At 43.4% G+C, this 22751-nt stretch carries 20 protein-coding genes; 6 read left to right on the top strand and 14 right to left on the bottom strand.

Annotated elements, in window-relative coordinates:
- Positions 1-34: 34 nt before the first annotated feature.
- A complete protein-coding gene (locus tag BLW16_RS21990) occupies positions 35-250 on the bottom strand; it encodes a hypothetical protein (RefSeq protein ID WP_090560042.1) in 216 nt (71 codons plus the stop codon).
- A gap of 284 nt (positions 251-534) precedes the next feature.
- Between BLW16_RS21990 and BLW16_RS21985 the strand changes: the two genes are divergently transcribed.
- The gene (locus BLW16_RS21985) at positions 535-3387 is read left to right on the top strand and encodes a M16 family metallopeptidase (RefSeq protein WP_090560041.1); all 2853 of its coding nucleotides are present in this window, start codon (positions 535-537) and stop codon (positions 3385-3387) included.
- Between the two features lie 210 nt (positions 3388-3597).
- On the opposite strand, the gene BLW16_RS21980 is transcribed toward BLW16_RS21985, so the two are convergent.
- Entirely contained in the window at positions 3598-5142 is a 1545-nt protein-coding gene (locus BLW16_RS21980; protein WP_090560040.1) for a glycoside hydrolase family 10-like protein, read from the bottom strand.
- A gap of 216 nt (positions 5143-5358) precedes the next feature.
- On the opposite strand from BLW16_RS21980, the gene BLW16_RS21975 reads away from it, so the two are divergent.
- The gene (locus BLW16_RS21975; RefSeq protein WP_090560039.1) at positions 5359-6267 is read left to right on the top strand and encodes a hypothetical protein; all 909 of its coding nucleotides are present in this window, start codon (positions 5359-5361) and stop codon (positions 6265-6267) included.
- A 13-nt stretch (positions 6268-6280) separates the two neighbouring features.
- On the opposite strand, the gene BLW16_RS21970 is transcribed toward BLW16_RS21975, so the two are convergent.
- The 4 genes from BLW16_RS21970 to BLW16_RS21955 form a co-directional block, all read right to left on the bottom strand.
- Positions 6281-9931 (bottom strand): sensor histidine kinase, encoded by a 3651-nt coding sequence (locus BLW16_RS21970; RefSeq protein WP_245735418.1) that lies wholly within the window; start codon positions 9929-9931, stop codon positions 6281-6283.
- A 99-nt stretch (positions 9932-10030) separates the two neighbouring features.
- Positions 10031-10915: an ACP S-malonyltransferase gene (gene fabD / locus BLW16_RS21965; RefSeq protein ID WP_090560038.1), complete on the bottom strand. Its 885-nt coding sequence runs from the start codon at positions 10913-10915 to the stop codon at positions 10031-10033.
- A 61-nt stretch (positions 10916-10976) separates the two neighbouring features.
- Positions 10977-11612, bottom strand: coding sequence for a GTP cyclohydrolase I FolE (gene folE / locus BLW16_RS21960; protein WP_090560037.1), 636 nt, complete (start codon positions 11610-11612; stop codon positions 10977-10979).
- Positions 11613-11624: 12 nt separating this feature from the next.
- Positions 11625-12035, bottom strand: a complete 411-nt coding sequence (locus BLW16_RS21955; protein ID WP_090560036.1) for a 6-carboxytetrahydropterin synthase — start codon at positions 12033-12035, stop codon at positions 11625-11627.
- Between the two features lie 199 nt (positions 12036-12234).
- Between BLW16_RS21955 and mqnB the strand changes: the two genes are divergently transcribed.
- Positions 12235-12867, top strand: coding sequence for a futalosine hydrolase (gene mqnB / locus BLW16_RS21950; protein ID WP_090560035.1), 633 nt, complete (start codon positions 12235-12237; stop codon positions 12865-12867).
- A gap of 34 nt (positions 12868-12901) precedes the next feature.
- A complete protein-coding gene (locus BLW16_RS21945) occupies positions 12902-13753 on the top strand; it encodes a menaquinone biosynthesis family protein (RefSeq protein ID WP_090560034.1) in 852 nt (283 codons plus the stop codon).
- Positions 13754-13756: 3 nt separating this feature from the next.
- On the opposite strand, the gene BLW16_RS21940 is transcribed toward BLW16_RS21945, so the two are convergent.
- The 7 genes from BLW16_RS21940 to BLW16_RS21910 form a co-directional block, all read right to left on the bottom strand.
- On the bottom strand, positions 13757-14137 hold the full coding sequence (locus BLW16_RS21940) for a hypothetical protein (RefSeq protein WP_090560033.1): 381 nt from the start codon (positions 14135-14137) through the stop codon (positions 13757-13759).
- Between the two features lies 1 nt (position 14138).
- Positions 14139-15371 (bottom strand): ABC transporter permease, encoded by a 1233-nt coding sequence (locus tag BLW16_RS21935; RefSeq protein ID WP_090560032.1) that lies wholly within the window; start codon positions 15369-15371, stop codon positions 14139-14141.
- A gap of 31 nt (positions 15372-15402) precedes the next feature.
- Positions 15403-16041 carry an MBL fold metallo-hydrolase gene (locus BLW16_RS21930; protein ID WP_090560031.1) on the bottom strand — a complete coding sequence of 213 codons (639 nt, stop codon included), beginning with the start codon at positions 16039-16041 and terminating at the stop codon, positions 15403-15405.
- Positions 16042-16053: 12 nt separating this feature from the next.
- Positions 16054-16638 (bottom strand): gliding motility lipoprotein GldD, encoded by a 585-nt coding sequence (gene gldD / locus BLW16_RS21925; protein WP_090560058.1) that lies wholly within the window; start codon positions 16636-16638, stop codon positions 16054-16056.
- 5 nt (positions 16639-16643) lie between these two features.
- Entirely contained in the window at positions 16644-17393 is a 750-nt protein-coding gene (locus tag BLW16_RS21920; RefSeq protein ID WP_090560030.1) for a shikimate dehydrogenase family protein, read from the bottom strand.
- Between the two features lie 20 nt (positions 17394-17413).
- Entirely contained in the window at positions 17414-18181 is a 768-nt protein-coding gene (locus BLW16_RS21915) for a phosphosulfolactate synthase (RefSeq protein WP_090560029.1), read from the bottom strand.
- A gap of 149 nt (positions 18182-18330) precedes the next feature.
- Positions 18331-19734, bottom strand: coding sequence for a tetratricopeptide repeat protein (locus BLW16_RS21910; RefSeq protein WP_090560028.1), 1404 nt, complete (start codon positions 19732-19734; stop codon positions 18331-18333).
- Positions 19735-20055: 321 nt separating this feature from the next.
- On the opposite strand from BLW16_RS21910, the gene amaB reads away from it, so the two are divergent.
- Positions 20056-21597, top strand: coding sequence for an L-piperidine-6-carboxylate dehydrogenase (gene amaB / locus BLW16_RS21905; protein WP_090560027.1), 1542 nt, complete (start codon positions 20056-20058; stop codon positions 21595-21597).
- 455 nt (positions 21598-22052) lie between these two features.
- Here amaB and BLW16_RS21900 read toward each other — a convergent pair whose 3' ends face one another.
- On the bottom strand, positions 22053-22586 hold the full coding sequence (locus tag BLW16_RS21900; protein WP_090560026.1) for a GIN domain-containing protein: 534 nt from the start codon (positions 22584-22586) through the stop codon (positions 22053-22055).
- Here BLW16_RS21900 and BLW16_RS23570 point away from each other — a divergent pair.
- On the top strand, positions 22564-22751 hold a 188-nt coding region (locus BLW16_RS23570), incomplete at its 3' end, for a hypothetical protein (RefSeq protein ID WP_217631624.1). The genes BLW16_RS21900 and BLW16_RS23570 overlap by 23 nt on opposite strands.

The raw sequence follows: 22751 nt of genomic DNA, 5'->3' as shown, positions 1-22751 counted from the left end.
CATCAGGCCTTATTGTTGAGAGGTCCGCTTGAAATTATAACCTGTTTCCGTCAGGGTCTGCAAGCGCTTTATTAATAGTAAATTCAACGTATCTTACATCCCTTTTTAGTAAATGTGTCAGTTGATCTACCAATTGATCTTCATTACCAGGAGCAAATGATAAGTTCTCTTTAGCCAACTCTCTGTATTTCCTCAGAACTTTGATCTTAACCCTTTGTGCCGTTTCAGGAGTGAATGTAAAACTTGCCATAATATATAAATTCTATATTGCAAAAATATAAAAAAAAACAGCACATCTTTAATTAACAGCCGCAAGCACTTAATATTTATGTAAATATTGCTCCCCAACATAAAAACCATTGCATTTTATTCCTTAAACAATCATACTTCTTTATATTTACGGCGTGCTTAATCCTCTGCACCAAATATTTAACCATGTCAAAGACCAAATATTTTAAATCATCACTCTCCGATAAAAAAACCCATATTATTTTTCCGGAATTAACTTAACACCATATACTTTACAAAAAAAACATGATTAAAAGAATCGGTTTTGCCTTATTAGGAATCGCTGTATGCATTGCAGCTGGCAGTCCTGTATCAGCGCAAAAAAGAACTGTTCAACCTAAACAGTCGGCCCCAGTAATTGCTGGAAAACCTATCCCCAATGATCCAGATGTCAAAACAGGAAAGCTGCCAAATGGCCTTACCTATTATATCAGGAAAAACACAGAACCCAAAAAACGCGCAGAGCTTTACCTGGCCAACCGCATCGGTTCCCTGATGGAAAATGATGATCAGCAGGGACTGGCACATTTTACAGAACACATGGCATTTAACGGCACAAGGGACTTCCCTAAAAATGACATCATCAACTATCTTCAGAAAGCAGGCGTACGTTTTGGTGCAGACCTGAATGCGTACACAGGCTTTGACCAGACCGTCTACCAGTTACCTATCCCAACGGATAGTACTGAGGTCTTTAAAACGGGATTTAAGATCCTGTCCAACTGGGCCGGGCGTATGACCATGGATGGAGAAGAAATAGACCGGGAACGCGGTGTGATCATCGAAGAAGATCGCCAGCGGGGTAAGAATTCGCAGGAAAGGATAAGCAAACAGCTGCTCCCTGTGCTGCTTAAGGATTCCAGATATGCAACCCGCATCCCCATCGGCAAGGTTGACCTGCTCCGGACTTTTACACATGACAAGATCAAAAACTTTTATGCCGACTGGTACAGGCCCGATCTGCAGGCGGTGATTGCCGTGGGCGACTTTGATGTGAATGAGGTCGAGAAACTGATCATCGCCAATTTCTCCGACCTGAAAAACCCGGTAAAGGAAAAAGAAAGGATAAAATACACGCTTCCGGACAACAAAGAGCCGTTGGTAAAGATCATCACCGATCCGGAACAGCAGTACAACGTAGCTTTCGCCATCTATAAACATCCTGCCAGTGTTACAAAAACCACGGCCGACCTCAGGAAAAACCTGATGTACAACATGATCAACACCATGATCGCCGCACGTTTCCAGGAAATACTGCAAAAGGGAAATGCCCCCTTCTTATTCGCCCAAAGCACCTACGAACCTTTCCAGGGAGGGATGGTTGCAGGAATGAACGCCTTCCAAACCGTAGTTGCGGCTAAATCCGGTAAGGACCTGGAAACAGCGATTACTGCAGCAGTGGCGGAGACCGAAAGAGTTGCAAAATACGGATTCGTACAATCTGAGCTGGATGTGACCAAAAGAAACGCCGAGGCCGGAAATGAAAAGAAACTAAGGGAAAAAGACAAAACTGCTTCTTCTGCATTCGTTCAGCAATACCTGGGCAATTTCCTTACAGGTTCCCCAATGGGATCTATTGATTTCAGTTATGCCGAAATGAAGAGAAACCTCGCTTCAATTACCCTCGCACAGGTAAACGCACTGGCAAAAACACTGATTACGCCAAACAACCAGATTTTACTTATTCAGGCACCTGAAAAGGAAAAAGCAAACCTGCCTACCCCGGCAGCACTGCTTGCAGCATTTAATAATGCGGGTAAAAATATTACGCCTTACATAGATGACGCTGTTAACAAGCCTCTCCTGGCTCAAATCCCCACCGCAGGTAAGGTTACAGCAGAGAAGAAATTTGAGGACATAGGCGTTACCGAATGGACACTCAGCAACGGCATTAAAGTTCTCCTTAAACCTACCGATTTCAAAAACGACCAGATCATTTTCAGCTCTTTCGGCAAAGGCGGAACATCTCTGGCAGATCGGAACGACTACCAGTCGGCCGACTTTTCGGGTATCATCCCACAAAGCGGCGTTGGTGATTTCAATCCTTCACAGCTGAACAAACTGCTGGCCGGAAACACAGGAAGAGCCGGTTCATATATTGACGAGCTCTACCAGGGCTTTACAGGCAGCTCATCGCCAAAAGATATGGAAACTGCCTTCAAAATGGTATACGCCTATGCCACAAACCCACGTAAGGATACAGAGATCTATAATAAGAACATCAGTGATTTTAAGGTGAGCCTCGAAAATAAAGATGCCGATCCGGCAAGTGTCTTTGCGGATACCGTACAGGCGGTACTTTCTTCCTATAACAAAAGAAATATGCCCACTACAATGGCCGATCTTGACAAGCTTTCCCTGGATAAAGCATTTGCTTTCTACAAAGACCGTTTTGCTGATCTTGGAGAACAAAACTTTGTATTCGTAGGTAATTTCGACCTCGCTACCATTAAGCCGCTCGTAGAAACCTATATCGCCAGCCTGCCTGCCCTGAACAAAAAACAGGATTTTGCAGATATAGGCGCCAACCCTCCAAAAGGGATAGTCAGTAAAACCGTCTATAAAGGACTGGAAGACAAAGCAAGCGTACAACTGTATCTCCACGGGGATTATGACTTTACAGCCGGGAATAACGTTCAGCTGGAAGCAGTAAAAAGTGCACTGGAAAACAAAATCCTGGAAAGGCTGCGTGAGAAGGAAAGTGGCGTTTACAGCCCCTCAGTTGGCCTGAATGTTGGCAAATATCCAAACGCGCATTATTTCTTCACGATCTCCTTCAGTTGTGCCACAGCCAATGTAGAAAAACTGATTGCAGCGGCACTTGATGAGGTAAAGAATATAAAAACCAATGGTGCTACGGCAGACGACATCTCCAAATTCAAGTCTGAAGAGCACCGTCAAATGGAACTCAGCCTGCGCAATAACGGATACTGGCTTGGTTACCTGAGCAACCGACTGAAATATGGCGATGATTTAAATCTGGTGCTGACCAGCAAACAACGTGTTGATGCGGTTTCTGTTGAATCTTCAAAGGCTACTGCCCGGAAATACCTGGACGAAAACAACTACATCCGCCTGGTACTGATGCCGAAGAAATAACCGCTGCCAGGGAGCTGATTTAGTTTAAAAAGGTTTCCTGGCTTCGCTGAAAATAATGGATTTGTTTCGATGCTGCAGGCTGCTGAAGTGCAGCCGAGAAGGCATTGAAACAAATCCATTATTTTTTGAGGTTATCCAATAGCGTGATGTAAATAGTTAGATTCCTATAGCGCTCGGGTTAGTACGCTGGCTTAGATGATCTTCAAACACCTATTTCACTTCCAGTTTCACCTCTACACCTACAGGTCCGCTCGGATCACTTTCATTCTTCAGCCTGTCCAGCGCTGTCACCAGGTAGTTATATCTTTTCCCTTTTTCAGCAGTCGTATCCAGGAAGAATGTAAAATCTTCAAAACTTACCCTGAGCATATTCTTAGGATCAAGGATGCTTATCTTCTCACCCTCATTAAAGCGATAGATCACGTATCCTGAAGCTGTCTCACCATCCACCGCCTTCAACGGTGGTGTCCATTTCAGCTGAACACCTGTAGACGTAACGTCTGCAGTGAATGTTTGCGGTGGATTTGGAACAATCTCGTCCAGCCATGGCATTTGAGGAGGAAGGGCAGGATATCTGTAGAGATCGTTTTTCAAAGAATCTGCTGTGCCCCTTGCTACCGTGGATAAAGATTTTGAACTAAAGAAGATGCTTCCCTGGACCCGGTTGTTTGACCGCAGATACCGGATCTGGTTGGGGATCTCCTGTGGATTTCTCCAGGCAGCTTCCATTCGCTGGTTTACCAGATATGCGGCCTGGCCTATATAAAGATGTCTGCCGTAAGTATTATTGCTCCACCAGTCTACCAAGGTAGGAAACGGGGCAGCTCTCCTTGTAAAGCTGAAATAGATCTGGGGATTGATGTAATCAACCCAGCCCTCTTTGATCCATTTCCTGGAATCTGCATACAACTCATGATAATTGGAAAGGCCATGAGTAGCAGAACCCAGCGTATCTTCATTGCTGTTTTTCCAGATCCCGAAAGGGCTGATACCGAACTTCACATAGTTTTTATAATGGTGAATACTATCATCCAGTTCCTTGATCAGCAGGTCGACATTGTTTCTTCTCCAGTCCTTTATATCCGTGATACCATTTGGATATTTACCAAAGGTCACGCTGTCATTAATACGCTGGCCTTCGATTGGGTAAGGGTAAAAATAATCATCAAAGTGAATCCCGTCCACATCGTATCCTTTTACCACATCCAGAATCACCTGCACGATGTATTCACGAACTTCGGGCATTCCCGGATCAAATTGTTTCTTGCCCCCGTACGTAAAAAAAAGATCCGGTCTTTTCCTGGTCATATGGTCTTCACTTACAAAAGATTTTGAACCCATTGATGCGCGGTACGGATTAAACCATGCATGCAGTTCCATTCCGCGTGAATGTGCCTCCTTGATCGCAAATTCAAGAGGGTCATAACCAGGGCTTGGTGCAAGCCCCTGTTTGCCCATCAGCCACTGGCTCCAGGGTTCCCTCGACTTGCGATAAAAGGCGTCTGCTGCCGGTCTTACCTGCAGTATAATCGCATTCATACCGCTCCTTTTATGCTGTTCAAGCAAACCGATCAGCTCCTGCTTTTGCTGGTCTATTGTCAGACCAGCCTTTGATGGCCAGTCGATATTCTCAACGGTAGCAACCCAGACCCCTCTGAACTCCCTTTTTGGAGCAATTTTTGTTGGTATCTGTGCAATTAGAAGGTAAGGGGTAATGAAAGTTGTGAAAATTGTAAAAACAATCTTTTTCAGCATTATAGTTGTTTTTGGTAGTGTACAGTTTAACTCAAAATGGGGAATTGCCAATGAGCGGAATTCCCGTCATCAGCAAGTAAACGATTTTTTTTAAAGGTCTTATACAATTTTCAGAATTTTTTACCACAAATTATATAATTTATCCTATGTTCGTTTTTTTTTAGAAATAGGTAAGAACAACTAACCCAGCAAAGAGACCTCAATTTTTTGATTCAAATGTCAGACCCAAAAGATCCTGTTAACAAAGGAGACCGTAATAAAATCTATTTTTTAATCGTAGTTATCTTAGCATTACTAGGAACCAATGCATTTCTATTTTTCAGGGACAAGCACGAAAAAGAGCGGTTTGTAACTACCAATACCGAGAAAGACAGGTTAAAACTTGAGGTAGAAAAAATTGAAGTAGAGTTCGACAAAGTGAACCTGATGAACGTTGCATTAACGGAGAAACTTCAGAATGAACAGCAACAGGCAAGGACAAAGATTGCTGAACTGAAAAAAGCACTGCAGAAAGGAAACGTTACTGACGCAGAGCTTGCAGCAGCACAGGATGAATTGAAGAAGCTGAAAGCGTTTTTATCAGATTACAAAGAAGATATTGGTCACCTGGAGAAAGAGAATAGCTACCTGAAATCAGAAAGGGACAGCCTGGCGACCTCGGTAAACTCAGAAAAGGCCAAAGCGACAGATCTTGAAAAGAAGAATTCAGAACTGGCGGCAAAAGTCAAAAGCAGTGCTGCCCTAAAAGCATTTAACGTACGCCTGATTGCCTTCAAGGTAAAGAACAGTGGCAAAAATGTTGAAGTTTCAAAAGCCTCAGCAGCGAAAAAGCTAATTACCTATTTTAATATCATTCCAAATCAGTTGGCAGAAAAGGATTACCATAAGATTTATATCCGGATTTTTGACCCTGCAGGTAATCTGGTTGCCAATGAGAACAATATGTTTGAAGCAGACGGACAGGAAATGCAATACAGTGACATGATCACTGTGTCTTATAACAACGACGATACAGAATACAATCTTGAATGGGTAAATCCAAAACCATTCATCAAGGGAACTTATTCGATTATCCTCTATGCAAACGGCTTCACCATGGGTAAAGCTTCACTGGAATTAAAGTAAAAAGGGCCACCGGTTAATGTGGTACCAGCGGAAAACTCAGGTAGAACACTGTACCTGTATCGGCGGAGGATTTAAAGCTTATTGATCCTCCGGCATTCTCAACAGCCTGTTTTACAAATGCAAGGCCAAGGCCAGTTCCTGATGACTTGGTAGTAAAATTAGGCACGAATATCTTCTCCTGAAGGTCCAGGTCTATGCCCTTACCATTGTCCTCCACTTCCACAAACACATAGTCCGTGTCATTGGTTATTTTAACATATACCAGGCATTTATCTTTGGTACTTGTGGCCTCAATTGCATTTTTCAGCAGGTTATTGAATGACCGCAGCAGCTGGTCCTTGTCACCCAGGATCAACACCTCCTTATTCGTCAGGTTGGAGATATAAATCTCTGCACCCGAAGAGTTCATAAAAACGTCCCTGCTCTGTGCAATGATCGGAATCAAAAGCAGTTGTTCCAGCTTCGTATCCGGCATCTTGGCAAAATTTGAGAACTCCGAAGCGATGGTTGCCAGGCTGTCAATCTGCTCTACAAAAGATTTGTAGAACCTTTCAAACTTGAGCTCAAAATTGGGGTCTTTTTCCTTCCAGGATTTCTCCAAAAGCTGTACACCCAGTTTTAAAGGCGTCAGCGGGTTTTTAATTTCATGTGCCACCTGTTTTGCCATTTCCCGCCAGGCACTCTCACGCTCAGACTTTGCCAGCTTAACGGCGCTGTCTTCCAAGGCAGCGATCATTTTATTATACTCTTTGATCAGGGAGCCGATCTCGTCATGCCTGGACCATACAATAGGCTGGTTTTTCTGCCCAAGTTTAGTCTTCCTGATACTCTCCTGGATAAACGTCAGCGGACTCGTGATCTGATTTGCCAGGAATACGGCAAGCACCCCTATCGCCACAAACACCAGGGCATAGATATTGATCAGCGTATTGATGAAAAGGCCTATTTTCGACTGATAATCCGCCTCGTTCCCGTAATATGGCAGGCCGATATAAGCTACAGTCTGATTTTGTGCATTGCGGATCGGGGCATAGGCCGATGAATAAATAAACTCCCCTATAGCTTCTGTAGGGTTTGTATATTCCGACCGCTGCAGTTGCTTGAGATAGATGAAGGCTTTAGCCCCCATTCGCTCTCCAATGATACCATAGTCATACATCTTAGGTAAGGAAGTAAACAGCAAGCCCCCACTCACGTCAAACAGGTTCAAATAAGCCGAGTTGATGTCCGCAAACTGGTTAAAGTTCACAATCGCCTGGTCTGTATTCTTTGGTATACCGGTAGCAAAGATCTGTTTCTCATAAGACATCTCCACCTTCCTGATCTTCTCCCTGATAAAATCGTCCTGCTGTTTACGGTATTCATCCCTGATATAAAAGAAGGTAGACCAGCCGACGATCAGCAGCGTAGCAACAACCGATAAAACAATCGACAGCTGTATCCTCGTCTTATAAAGAATCTTATTGGCATTGATCATTAAGGACCTGTTGATATTGAACCAGCCGCCCCAGCTCTCATCAATGTTCTTCAACAGCCAGATCAGCACGTACAGGGCTGCAGAAAAAATAATAAAAACAAGGAAGAAAAAGGACAGTGCTGCCAGTCTAACGATATAGGTTACCTTTTCCTTACTGATCACAATAATTTTCGAGCTGCTGGCCGTATAGATCAGATGGCTGTACCCCTGCCGAGGCTCATTCACAAAAACAGGCTCGCCAAACTTCCCTTTAAATTCATTATTGGCAAGTTTATAGGTGTATTTACCCGTTTGCTTGATCAGCCTGTTGTTGTTATAAAACGCAAAGGAATAATTGCTGTAGTCATCGTCAGTCTTCAGCTTTCCGTCTATCAGTATTTCCGGAAACTGGCTGCTGTAGTTGTACTGTTGGGACTTTAGTTCAACCACAAGGGTACCCAGGATATGGCTGTCATCAAAGATCGGCACGATCCCAAAATAATTCTGGTATCCGAAAGTGTCATTCAGCCGGTAGAAGAAGTTGGAGATCTTTACAGATCCTGATCTCACCAGGTTCTGATAATGCCTCAGCGAATTCTCCCCCCTCTGGCTGCTGACCGAATCTTTACCGTTGAATTCATAGAAATTGTGCTCAAAGGGCGAAAGGTAACCGTCCAGAAAGGTCTTCGTGATATAATTCTGCAGGGCAAGATGCCTGTTCGCCTTCGGACTTTTAAAATAATCCGCTATGAACAGGTCGTTGGAGATACCGTTGCCCAGGCTTTCTATAGAGTTGATCACTTTGGGATCATCAGAAGACTGAAGTTTTTGCGCGATCACATACCTGTTGCTGCGCTCCTTGATATCATTGAATTTTAGGTATTTGATCGAAGAAATAAACGCAAGGCAAAAGAAAATAGCCGCAAATACACTGATCGTAAACTTATTTTGCTGGATATAAATATTATAGGAGACGATAAAAAGAAACAGGGCATAGGCGATAAAGAACACTGTAAAAGCTGTAAACAGCATATAGATGAAATACAGCGAGAACATCGAAAAGAACACCATAAGCCGCTCTTTGTTGCTTACTTTTAGCTGTTTCGTGAGTTCAATCACGATGCTGGCAATGAGATATACATTAAACCAGACCAGGCACAGAATAATAATACATACCCAGCTTAACCAGCTCAAATTAATGATATTGGTGATATCAAAATTAATCTTTGAGTTATAAATCAATCCGAAAAACAGCGTATTGATCAGGAATGCTATCCCTGAAAAGAGCAGCAAAGCAATCACATGAAAGGCCAACCCAAACGGCCTGCTTCGGGAGGCCCATGCCGGGAACCTATATTTATCCTTATAGGTATAGATGAAAAGTACAATCCAGGTTAATGCCACTACATTGAGCAGAAAATCTCCAACAGAAGGCAAAAAGAAGCTTTCAGCGTAAATAGCGGGACTGAAAATTTCGAGGTTAAACTGATGGTTGAACCATCCGTATTCCAGGTCTGTGATCCTTACCAGAAAGAAAAACACCGTCAGCAATAGCGTAGCCTTGATGAGGTGACCCTTTTTAACCAGCCGGGCACAAAACGAATTCGTAAACAGCGCAAAACAGAACAATCCCACTACCCACAGCCAGATTTGTATGGCCGCATAGATTCCCTGCGTATAATTAGGATTGAGCTTTACCTCAAACAGTAACTTCCCATCGAGATTTGTAATGCCAAATACCTCCTCATCCATGAAAGACGCCAGAACAAGCGAATTTGTGGGAGAAAGAGATTTTACGATCCCATTTCTGAGATACCGGTTCTGAATGCTGAACTGGTTCTTTACATCGATCAGAAAAATAATGGAATAACTGCCCTGTGTTTTCTTGATCACCTCATACCATCCGTTCGGGAACTGCATAAAAGAAGACCCTTCCTTTATCTTGGAAGGGTCTGGTGGTATGGCTTTATAGGAACTCCAGAATTTTAAAACAGAGTTGTAATAAGTAAGTACATTGATTCCCTTAGGCCTGTAATTATTGATATAACCTACAGCAAAACCTTCATTCAGGTGAAACTGCTTGGCTCTTTCTACCTGTTGTACATCTGCCAGGTAGTTGTATACTATACGTTCATTTGAGGCAAGGTTTTCCTGAAGGATCTCTGCCTCGTGCTGTAAAAGATCTTTTTTCGTAATAGAGTGCTTCAAAGATAATGCTGTAACAATACAGCACATCCCCAGGATCAATAGAAGAAATCTGATTTTAGCGCCAATATTCACACCGGATAATTTAATATACAATAAAAATTAAACGGGAACAGCCGCTGAACTTGTTTGAACAGCCCTGTTTACTTTTTTAACCAGGCCCTGTAATACATTGCCGGGTCCAACTTCAATAAACTCATCCGCTCCATCAGCAAGCATCTGCTCTACCGTCTGCGTCCATCTTACAGCGCCGGTAAGCTGTGTGATCAAATTAAATTTAATCTTTTCAGGATCTGCCTGCGGATGCGGGTCAACATTCTGATAAATCGGACACACAGGAGGCAGAATTGTAGTATTTTCGATCGCTTCTTTTAATTCAATTCTGGCAGGCTCCATTAACGGCGAATGAAAAGCACCGCCAACATTAAGTTTCAAAGCTCTTTTTGCACCTGCTTCAGTTAACTTTGCACAGGCGATATCAATACCTTCTATGCTGCCTGAAATCACTAACTGACCAGGACAATTGTAGTTCGCGGCAACTACCACCTCATCTATTTCATCACAGATCTTCTCTACCACATCATCTGCCAGTCCAAGGATCGCAGCCATGGTAGAAGGCTGGATTTCACATGCCTTCTGCATCGCATTGGCCCTTGCAATCACCAGTTTCAATCCGTCTTCAAATGAAATAGCAGCGGCAGCCACCAGGGCAGAAAATTCACCCAGAGAGTGTCCTGCAACCATATCCGGCTTAAAGTTGTCGCCCAAAGATTTGGCCAGTATAACAGAATGCAGAAATATAGCAGGCTGCGTAACTTTTGTTTGTTTAAGTTCTTCTTCCGTGCCGTAGAACATGATGTCACTGATACGGAATCCGATAATATCATTTGCTTTTTCAAACATTACTCTGGCTTCTTCATTTTCATAAAGTTCCTTGCCCATGCCTGAAAATTGCGCGCCCTGTCCCGGGAATAAATATGCTTTCATTATATTGGTCTGTTGTTTATTAAAGACTCTCCGGAGCCCGAATGTTATTAAAAAATCTAATCTAGTGTAGTTTCGCTGTAATTAACCTCAAAAACTCTGCCCGGGTTTTGTCGCTCGCAAATCCACCGGTAAATGCCGATGTGGTAGTTACAGAATTCTGTTTCTGTATGCCTCTCATTGCCATACACAAATGCTGGCATTCAATCACTACCGCAACACCCGCCGGATTTAAAGTTTCCTGGATACAATCCCTGATCTCATTCGTCAGGCGTTCCTGTACCTGAAGCCTCCTGGCAAAAGCATCCACCACCCTCGGGATTTTGCTCAGGCCTACAATATGTCCGTTTGGAATATAAGCGATATGGGCCTTTCCAAAAAAAGGAAGCATATGGTGCTCACACATCGAGTACACTTCAATGTCTTTTACCACCACCATCTGGCTGTAGTCTTCCCTGAACATGGCCGATCGCAGGATCTCAGCCGGATCAAGGTCATACCCATGTGTAAGGTACTGCAGCGATTTTGCCACACGCTCCGGTGTTTTCAACAGCCCCTCACGCGACGGATCTTCGCCGATCGTGCTCAGGATATCTGTATAATGACTGGATATAGATTCGATCTTTGTCTTATTATAACGGTCTACTTTAATATATCCATCGTTCTCCTCGTCAAAAGGATCTTGTGTATGATTTTCCATTGATGTATTTGATTAACCGAGATATTCTATAATATTATTTTCGGTCTCGTAAATTTTTATGCTGTGCAATTGTGCACCGCCGGCATTGATATGCGGCAACAGTTGTTCCCAGATGGCAATAGCAAGATTTTCGGTAGAGGCTAATTTATCTTTCATAAAATCCACGTCCAGATTGAGGTTTTTATGATCCACTTTATCAATGATATGCTCATTGATCATGTTTTTCAGCCATTTGAGATCCACCAGAAATCCGGTCTCAGGATTGATTTCACCTTTTACAGTAACAAAGAGCTGATAGTTATGACCGTGCCAGTTAGGGTTGGCACATTTGCCGTAAACCTCCAGGTTATGGTCGTCTGACCAATCGGGCCTGGCCAGTTTATGTGCGGCGTTGAAGGATTCCTTACGGGTTATATAAATCATTATGTTATTTATTGAATGCAAATATACGCAGAAAGCTTAAAGTAGAAAGTTTTCGGGAAAAACCCCCGATCAGCGTTCAGCTGCAAAAAGCAATGAACAGCGCCTGCGGGCTCCTGAAGGCAAAAAAACAATAAACATCACCGAAACAAATCAATATATTCTCATAAAAAACGGGTAAAAATTCTTGTAACTTCGTTAAATGAAGATATTGATCGTTGCTGCAACCAGGGCTGAATTATCCGGTCTTTGCGGCTACTTTACCCTGCCTGAAGAAGATTTCATACAGACAGCGGCATTTGATCTGCTCATTACCGGTGTTGGGATGACCGCAACAGCATTTGCGTTGGGGAAATATCTGTCTGAGAGCTATAATCTTGTTCTCAACCTTGGAATAGCAGGTTGTTACGAATGGAAATACCCTCTGGGCAGCCTGCTGAATGTAACACATGACACATTTTCAGAACTCGGAGCGGAAGACAGGGATGAATTTTTAACGATCGATGCCCTGGGGTTTGGAAAGAGCAGTTATACTGCCGGGAACGAACCGGGCACAGCTCATTTCAGCCTTCTGCCCAGGGTCAGCGGTATTACAGTTAATAAAGTGCATGGCAATAAGTCAAGCATTAAAGCCATCGAAAAACGCCTCCATCCTGTTACTGAGAGCATGGAGGGTGCCGCAGTCTTCTACTGCTGTGAACAGCTCGGCATTCCCTGCGTACAGGTGCGCGCCATCTCCAATTATGTGGAAGAAAGGAACCGCGAATTATGGAAAATAGGCCTGGCGGTAAAAAACCTAAATGAATGGGCAATTGAATTTTTGACAAACCGCTAACGGAGCGCCTCCCCGAACTCCTTACATTTACCGCATGAAACTTTCACTTGGTTTTTCCCCATGTCCTAACGACACTTTTATATTTGATGCACTCATTCACCACAAGATTGACACCGAAGGCCTTGATTTTGAGGTATTCTATGACGATGTAGAGACATTAAATCAAAAAGCGCTTCGGTCTGAGCTGGATGTTTCTAAGCTAAGTTTTCATGCTTTCGCCCATCTGGCAGATAAATATGCACTTCTGGATGCCGGAAGTGCACTGGGATTTGGCGTTGGCCCCCTGCTGATCTGTAAAAATGAAGAGCTTGTCAACAGCGAAAAGCTAACCATGGAAAATTCTCCGCTATGGGTAGGCATTCCCGGTGAGCTGACAACCGCGAACTTTCTGCTGGGCATCGCTTTTCCCAATTTACGCAATAAACAGGTAATGGTTTTCTCAGAAATTGAGAATGCCCTGTTAAGTGACAGCATCGATCTTGGACTGATCATCCACGAGAACCGGTTCACCTATATGGACAAAGGACTTTACAAGGTGGTAGACCTGGGAAGTTACTGGGAAGAACTTACAGGCTGTGCGATCCCGCTGGGCGGTATTGTGATCAACCGGAAGCTGGATCATGACATTCAACTCAAAGTGAACAGGCTGATACGCAAGTCAGTAGAATTTGCTTTTGAAAACCCAACTTCTGGAATCGGCTTTATTTCAAGTCATGCACAGGAAATGGACGAGGCTGTGATGTACAAACATATAGAATTGTATGTCAACAAATATTCCATTGACCTGGGTACCGAAGGCAGAAAGGCAATTGATATTATGTTTAACATGGCCCAGGAAAAAGGAATTATACCAGCCGTTACAAAAGACCTCTACGTGACAAAATAGCCCCTATTGATTGCAGGGGCCGTCAGGAATTTCTTTAGTGATCTTCAGCAATTTAGTTACTACCAGTGTAGAATCAAAATCTGCCGACACCATCAGGCTGTCAGATTTGATCACGTGACATTCTGCTTCAATATAAACGGGCTCATATGGCTTCTCGAAATTGAACTTGCTGTAAGCAAGCTCCAGCGTTTTAGCACTATCTGCCACCCAGAACTCCCTTCCCTCTTCGCAGTCTGTAAATGAGTGTATTTCCGGTCCATAGCTATACAGTCCCTTTATTATTTTGGTATTGCTCTTTTGCTCTTGCGACGATTCAGGATTACAAGCAGCAAAAATAACAGACATTGCAAATAATAATAATGCTGTACGTTTAAAGGAATTCATGTTAAAGATCTTGGTTTAAATTATTGATGTTCTTAACGCTCAAATTAGATGACAAAGCTGATGCCATAAACGAGAAAATACTCACCGTAACAAATACTAATAGAAAATCTTTCCATTTCAGGCCAATTGGGTAGGCATTACTGATTAAAAGATTCTCCTGTGACATTTTGATCCAGCCAAATTTCTGCTGCATGACACAAAAACCCAATCCTACCAACAACCCGAAGATACAGCCTGCCATGGTGATCATCATCCCCTCAAAAAGAAAGATCCTTTTGATCAGTCCCCGCCCCGCCCCAAGGCTGCTCAATATGGCAATGTCTTTGATCTTATCAATAACCAGCATCGTGAGTGACCCTATGATATTAAAGATCGCAATGATCAGGATGAAAGTTAAAATGATATAAACGGCCCATTTCTCGGTACCCAGTATATTATACAGCGCCTTATTCTGCTCAATCCTGTCTTTTACGACAAACCCGGCACCCAGCTGTTCCTCTATGGTCTCCTTAAAAGTATCCGCATCAATGCCCTTCTGCAGATTGATCTCAATGGAAGAGATCTTACTATCCTCCTGCAATAATTTACGCGCAAAGCTCAGTGGTACAATCGCAATGTTATCAAAATCCTGCTGAACTTCGAAGATACCCGAAACGGGGATATACATATCTACAAAGTCATCTGCCGGGTTGATAGAGGTGGAAGTAACTCCCTTCCTTGGAGAAAAGATCTGCAGCTGCGTAAAAGGGTCATTGGTATTTACCATCAGGTAATTTTGTATAGCAGAGCCGATGACCGCATTAGGGCCGCCGCTGTTCCGGATCACAAACTTACCCTGGATGGTAATACTGTCAAGGCTCTTATTTTTTAAATAAGCCGAGCTTACCCCCTTAACCAATCCTACGGATTGTTTGTCATGGTATCTCAACAGGGCATTTTCCGATAGTACTTCCGTATAGGAATAAATATCTTTATTCGCTTTAAGCTGCTTAAAATAAGCTGTGTTCGGCTCAAAGGTTTTACCTTTAGCGGGAGCAATCACCAATTGCGGAGTAATCGTATTGAACATTTTCAGCACTACCTCCTCAAAGCCGTTAAACACCGAAAGGATAATAATCAGTGCCGCACTACCCACAAAAACGCCCAATACTGATATCGTAGAAATAATATTTATAGCATTGGTAGACTTTTTAGCAAAAAGATACCTGCGGGCAATATAGAGGGCTGTGTTCAAATGTTATCTGTTTATTCAAATATACAGGTACTTATTTTAAAAAAGGATTGTTTTGCTTTTCATAACCGATATTGGTGATAGAACCGTGCCCCGGATAAACCTCAACACTGTCAGGAAGGACAAAAAGTTTTTCCCTGATGCTGTTCAGCAATTGCTGATGGTTTCCGTACGGCAGGTCTGTGCGCCCGATACTCGAGTAAAACAACACATCTCCGCCGATCAGAAAATTATCTTCTCTGGCATAGAAACATAAATGTGCCGGAGAGTGCCCTGGAGCAAAGATCAGTTCCAGCTCACTATTACCAAAAACCACCGTTCCTGTTTCCTCCAGAAACACTTCCGGTTCAGGTGAAAGCTCATAGTGCAGGCCCATCTGTGGTGCGTATCCGGGAATGGCGTAAAGTACAGGAAGCTCGCCTTTGTGGAACCGGGGTTTTAAGCCCCAGTTATCGAAAACGAATTTATTGCCCAATACATGGTCAATATGGCAATGGGTATTGAGCAGCAGTACAGGTTTCAGACCACTTTCTTTTATCCACCTGACCAGGGTATTCTGCTCGGAAGCATCGTACATCCCCGGATCAATAATTACACATTCTCCTGTTACATCGTACAAAACATAGGTGTTCTCCTGGTAAGGATTAAAAGTAAACTGCTGGATAGTAATCATTCGAATAAGTATTTATTTTTTCCACTTAAAGGTATCAATCATGCGTTCAATATCCCTCTTTATAAAACTCACAACCGGGGCAATAGAATCATATTGCGGGCGCTCATTAAAATATAGTGCCCCCCTGAAATAGTGTTTGGCACTGTCTGTTAAAAAGAACTGCACTGACGAGGCCGTATTACCCTCTATCGCATAATAAATACCATAAACCTTTCTTTCTGGAAAACTGATCAGCTTCTGGTCAATGGCATTCGCCTTAACGGTATGTTTAAAAGCCAGTGTTCTCGCATCTTCCACCAACCCATAGTACTCTTTTGCAGATGAAACATCATAATAAGTGAGGTGCAGGCGGGCATTGAACTGAGGAAAACTAAGATTGTTCCAGCAGGTTCCGGCATCCCCTTCCCGATCGGGCTCTATCGTTGCATATTTTGGATAATCAAAAGAGAAAGGGCATCCTGCATCGTAACTCAGGTATTCCTTTTTAGGAAATTTGATATGGAAATAACCTCTTGGTTTGGGTACATAACTCTCATTGTTACATGCTGCAGTGCAGCATAACAGGATAAAAGTACCGGACAGCAACAGGTTCTTCATCATTTCTACGCTAAGCTGTTCCAGATCATCCATGAGCGGTCTGCCTGCAGATGGAGCATTTCAAGGCCATTTTTTATAGCAGCTCCCCGGGCTTTTGCCCTGCGCAGGAATTCAGTTTCTTCAGGATTGTAAACGAGATCGTATGCGAGGTGATGCGCTGTCAGTAAATGGTAAGGCAGATCAGGCGCATTTTCAACCTTCGGAAAGGTTCCCAAAGGCGTAGTATTGATGATCAGCTGATGGCTGCCGAGAATGTCTTCATTCAGGTCTCCATACACAACTGCATCCGGAACTGCCGTTCTCACGACAGTCAGGTAAGAGATATTCAGTTTACCAAGCACATAACGCACGGCTTTCGCCGCTCCCCCGTCACCGAGAATCAGCGCTTTGGTATGGTGTTCTTTTAAATAAGGCTTTAAGGATTCTTCAAAACCAAAGGCATCCGTGTTATAGCCTTTAAGCAGGGTATCATTGCCCTGTCTCCTGATGGAGATACAGTTCACGGCGCCAATCTGCCTGGCTGCATCATCGAGCTCATGCAGAAAAGGCATTACATTAACTTTATGAGGAATGGTCACATTTAGTCCTTCCAGGTCTTCCTGGCCCGTAATCAGCGGAAGAATGGAAGAAATATCTTCCATAGGGAACAGCTCATATTTACAATCTGTTGTTCCCTCCCTTTCAAACTGATCAGTAAAGTACTTTTTTGAAAAGGAGTGTGCTAGCGGAAAACCAATCAGGCCAAATGTTCTCATAAAATCGAGCTGAATAAGGCTTACTTACCTGAATTAAGAAAGTAATCAAATGTATCTCCACGAAGGCCCAGACGAATGGTTTCCAACGGAATAACTTCTGCAGGAGCGATATTACCCAGATTGACATTGCTGCCGATCAGTTTAATAAACCATACCTGCTGTTCTTTCTGCGGAGCTTCCCATATGATGGTTTCCTGTGGGATCTGGGTAAGAATCTCATCTACCAGCCCCTCACGTACTTCTCCTGAACCACGGTATATTCCTACATTTCCACCTTCCCTGGCCTCTGCAATCACCTTCCATGCACCCGCTTCAATCTCGGCATTCATGAGTTTGATCCATTTATAGGGAGCAAATATCTTGGTGGCATCTTTAGATCCCACTTCTGAAATTACGGTTACATGTTTGGCCAGTTTCTGGATATATTCACATTTCAGATCGTGCTCAATCTCTATAGAGCCATCTGAAACTTCCGCATATTCCATTCCGTACTGCTCCAGTACCCGGATATAGTCCTCAAACTGGTTACGGATGATAAAAGCTTCAAATAATGTCCCTCCAAAGTAGGTAGGGATCCCTGCACTACGATAGATATCGAGTTTCTCTTTCAGTTTCGGTGTAACAAAGGATGTTGCCCAACCTAATTTAACAATGTCTGAATGTATGCCTGCAACATCTATAAAGTCTTCTGTCTGTCTTAAACTAAGGCCTTTGTCCATTACCATGGTAATGCCGCTCTGGCGTGGTTTAACCGGACGTTCCGGAATATTATTTAATGGGTAATTCATATCTGGTGCAAAGGTGATAAAAAAAATCAAGACTGTTCATTAGAATATAATTGCATTTTCGTCACCTTTTTGTAGTAAGGCCAAAGCGGGCTTTTTACAATTTCATAGCCACTAAATACATTACAATGAACTATTTACAAATAAAGCCTTTATTTAATATATTTATTGATCACTTCAATGATCGCCCTGTTGTCCTGTAACTGGGGAAGGTACTCAAACAGGATATAATGTTTATCCGGATCGGTCACCAATGCTGTTTCCAGGTAAACAATGGCGTCATTGTTCTGTCCCAATGCAAACAGGTAAGCCACCATCCTGTAATAAAGCTCCGCAGCGTCAGGGTTGTTTTTTATTCCGTCAGCGATCGTTTCTGAAGCTTCCAGCAGTCTTCCCTGCTCATACAATACCGTAGAGAAATCAAGCCATGCTTCTATGTCCAGCGGATTATATTCCAGTACCTTGTAATAGGCTTCAACAGATTGTTCGATCTGCCCGAGTTTATAATAAGCATCGGCCATGGCAAACCAGAAATCAGGATTTTCGTCATCCAGCTCAATCGCCTTTTTATAGAAATGCAGCGATTCAAAATAACGTTCCTCAAAGTTCAGTGTAACACCTATCCCAAACCAGGCGTCTGCAAGCTTACCGTCCATCTTTACAGATTTTTTGTAATAGGCACGCGCCTCGTCCATACGCTCCAGCTTTTCGTAACACTCTCCTATTGCACAATAGGTATCTGCGTTGGGCTGCTCATATTCCCAGGTTTGTTTATACACTTCTATAGCCTCCGCATAACGGTCCAGTTGCACGAGTGCATTGCCTTTATTGTAGTAAGCGGATGCAAAATTGTCTTTGATCAGTATCGCATAGTCATAGGCATCGATCGCTTTTTCAAACAGGTCAAGCTTATGATATGAATTGGCAAGGTTGTACCATGCCGCATAAGAATAGGGATCATTGTCAATATATTCCTGGTAAAACTGGATGCTTTCCTCCTGCTTATCGAGGATATCATAACAGAATGCCAGCTCATACAAGCCGTCTTTGTTCTCCATATTCTGTTCCAGGCTTTGCTTGATATACTTGATGGCGCTTTCATAATCAAGCATATTCTGATATACATAAGCAATCTGCAGCAATATCTCATCCGTAGTTTCCGCAAATGTAAGCGCGATCTGGAAATTATCCAACGCCTCGGAATAACGCTCCAGGCTGTTGTAGATATTTCCGCGCAGCACATAGATCTCAGCTTCCGATGCTTCGAGCATCTCTGCTTTTTGCAGGGAGAAGAATGCACGGTCTATCTGGTCCGTAATAAAAAATAACTGTGCCTGTTTAATTAAAAATACCGCAGCATAAGGATGCTGGTTCAGGGCATATTCTATCACCTGGAGTGCCTTTACAGGATCGCTCTTTTCTATATAATAGTCGATGATATTTTCGAAAGCCTGGGCATCAAAAAAATACTGATCCTGATTCCTTAACATCTCTTCATAACGCTCTACCGAACGCTGCGCATCATCACTAAAATCAAAGTAAAATTCCTCTTCCATTGTATTTAATAATTAAAGAACATCTCCCTTTTTCTAAAATACAGTATAAGTTTACAGTATTGTGTAGCATCTAGCCGAAATAATTTTCAACATTCAAACATATTGGTCTGTAAATCGCTGATAATATTAATTTTAACTAGGATTGGCTGACTGGCATTTGTCAGCATCTTTTTCTTGCTGTTGGGATCTTTTCCAGAATTAACTACAAAGGAACGCAACTTTATTGTAATTACGGTAAAATTCAGGTCAGGAAATGGGCGCCCGGCTTTTCACCCTTTCCCGTTTTTTTTGTTGATTTGTATAAACTAATATCCATGAGTTATGCAAACTGATATCAATTCCGTTTTAAAAAACCTGGGCATTCAGGAGGTCAGCCAGGCTTTCAGTACAGGCAGTACCTGGGGAGGTACAGGCAGCTTAGGTACACTGGACAGCTACTCTCCCGCGGACGGCCGCAAGATAGCCACAGTGCAGCTGGCGGACCAGGAAGATTACCATACAGTCATTTCCCAGGCACAAACAGCCTTCAGCTACTGGCGCGATATACCTGCACCAAAAAGAGGCGATATTGTACGTCAATTGGGTGATGCCCTGCGCCATCATAAACAGGATTTAGGAACCCTGGTATCCTACGAAATGGGCAAAAGTCTGCAGGAGGGACTTGGAGAAGTACAGGAAATGATCGATATCTGCGATTTTGCAGTGGGTCTTTCACGGCAGCTATATGGCCTGACCATGCATTCCGAACGGCCTCACCACCGGATGTACGAGCAATGGCATCCCCTTGGCATTGCAGGCATCATTTCAGCATTTAACTTCCCCGTAGCAGTATGGAGCTGGAATGCCGCACTGGCATTGGTTTGCGGCAATGTCTGCGTCTGGAAGCCTTCGTCTAAAACTGCACTTTGTGCTATCGCCTGCCAGCAGATTCTTGCCGGCGTACTCAAGAAAAATGAAATGCCCGAAGGGATCAGTTCCCTGCTGATCAGCGAGGAATTTATCGGGGACCTGATGAGCAATGACAAAAGCATACCACTGGTATCTTTTACCGGCTCTACGCGGGTAGGCAGGATCGTTTCCACAGCAGTAGGATCCCGCTTCGGGAAAAGCATCCTGGAACTGGGCGGTAACAACACCATTATCATCTCTAAGGAGGCAGATCTGGACATGTCTGTCATTGGTGCCGTTTTCGGTGCAGTTGGTACTGCAGGGCAACGCTGTACATCGACGAGGAGGCTGATCATCCATGAAGATATCTACGAAGATTTTAAAAACAGGCTGGTAAAAGCATACGGACAATTGAGAATAGGGGACCCGTTGGACCAGAATAACCACGTCGGCCCGCTAATCGATCAGCAAGCGGTAGCGATGTACATCAAAGCCATTGAAAAAGGCAAAGCCGAAGGGGCAAAGTTCATTGTAGAAGGCGGCGCCCTCAGCGGCGAAGGATACACTTCAGGATGTTATGTTAAACCCTGCGTGGCCGAAGTGGAAAATCACTATAAAATTGTACAGGAAGAAACATTTGCCCCCATCCTGTACCTGATTAAATATAAGACACTGGAAGAAGCAATAAAGCTGCAGAATGCCGTTCCACAGGGGCTGTCTTCAGCGATCATGACCCTGAACCTGAGGGAAGCAGAGCTGTTTCTTTCAGCGGCAGGATCAGACTGCGGTATTGCCAATGTGAACATCGGTACATCCGGAGCGGAGATAGGCGGTGCCTTCGGCGGCGAGAAAGAAACCGGCGGAGGCAGGGAAAGTGGTTCGGATGCCTGGAAAGGATACATGCGCCGGCAGACGAATACGATCAACTATGCGGATACGCTGCCCTTGGCACAGGGGATTAAATTTAATCTCTAAGGACCGTTAATTCTTACTTAGTAAAAGATCATCAAATTTGTTTTCTAAAAGCTGTTAATTTATAGTGAAAGCTCATCAAATTGAAAAAGAGGTAAATTGTATCGGGGCCGGTCACTTAACCACCCTGCTACAGACGATCACTTGGCTACCTTGTCATAGACAAATGGCTTGTCTACCTTGCTATAAACGATCGTCCGGCCATCCTGCTATAGACAATCCAAGGGATAAGCTCCAAAAAAAAGGTATTGTTAGTTCAATGCCTTCTCTGGCGCGCTTCAGCGGCAGGCAGCATTGAACTAACAATACCTTTTTTTCAGCGAAGCCAGGACTTCCCCTTTGAACTTTCTCAACCAGACCGGATCATCCTATGAAGCTTAACCGAGCCGAGACTGGCCTTATTTCAACCAGATCGGAACTCCTGGAGGCTTACGGCAACAAGCTACGTAACAGCCCGGTTATTTCAATGCAACTTTAGTCACTTGTCTTCTGCCGGTTGAATCCCTGTTCATTGCAGTTTCAATCTCAGCCTGCTCATGGTTGGTTACCACAGCGGCGAATTTCTCAGTGTTCATTGTTGCGATACCGTTTGATCTGATAATATGTTTTTCCGTTGTGCCCAGCAGCTCCAGGTCGGCGCGGTCATTGATCACAGTGTAGATGCTATGTGTATTAGCTTTGATACGGGCAGTGGCATTATCTTTCAGCATTACCTGAAGATATTTCAGATTGAACTTCCCAACAGTTTTTACCATTGCATTATCGGCGGCGTCTATCCGGTATATATCTTTAACGTACACGGTAATGGCTACCGGTTTTTTTTCTGTTGTGCCAATCGTCAGCGTATTTCCTATTTGTTTGATTGATACCAGTGGCTGATCCTCTTCATCCATTGAGATCCATTCAGAATTTCCCTGAACGATGAACACTCTCAGGTTACCTCTGACCACAACTTTTTTAATGTCAGGATTGGCAGACCTGATCTCAATCATTGTTCCCCTTGCTGCAGCAGCAGAGGCGAATACTGTTGCAGATAAAATGATTGCTGTTAATGCTGATGCGAGATACTATTATAAAAAGCAAATTTTGGAGTATCTTTTTTCAAGTATTATATTTGTCAATACAGAGGTTATGTCGCTAATTTTTGGCAAAGACCA

The sequence above is a fragment of the Pedobacter hartonius genome, assembly GCF_900107535.1.
Taxonomy (GTDB): domain Bacteria; phylum Bacteroidota; class Bacteroidia; order Sphingobacteriales; family Sphingobacteriaceae; genus Pedobacter; species Pedobacter hartonius.
This window is presented reverse-complemented; position numbering and strand designations above follow the sequence as displayed.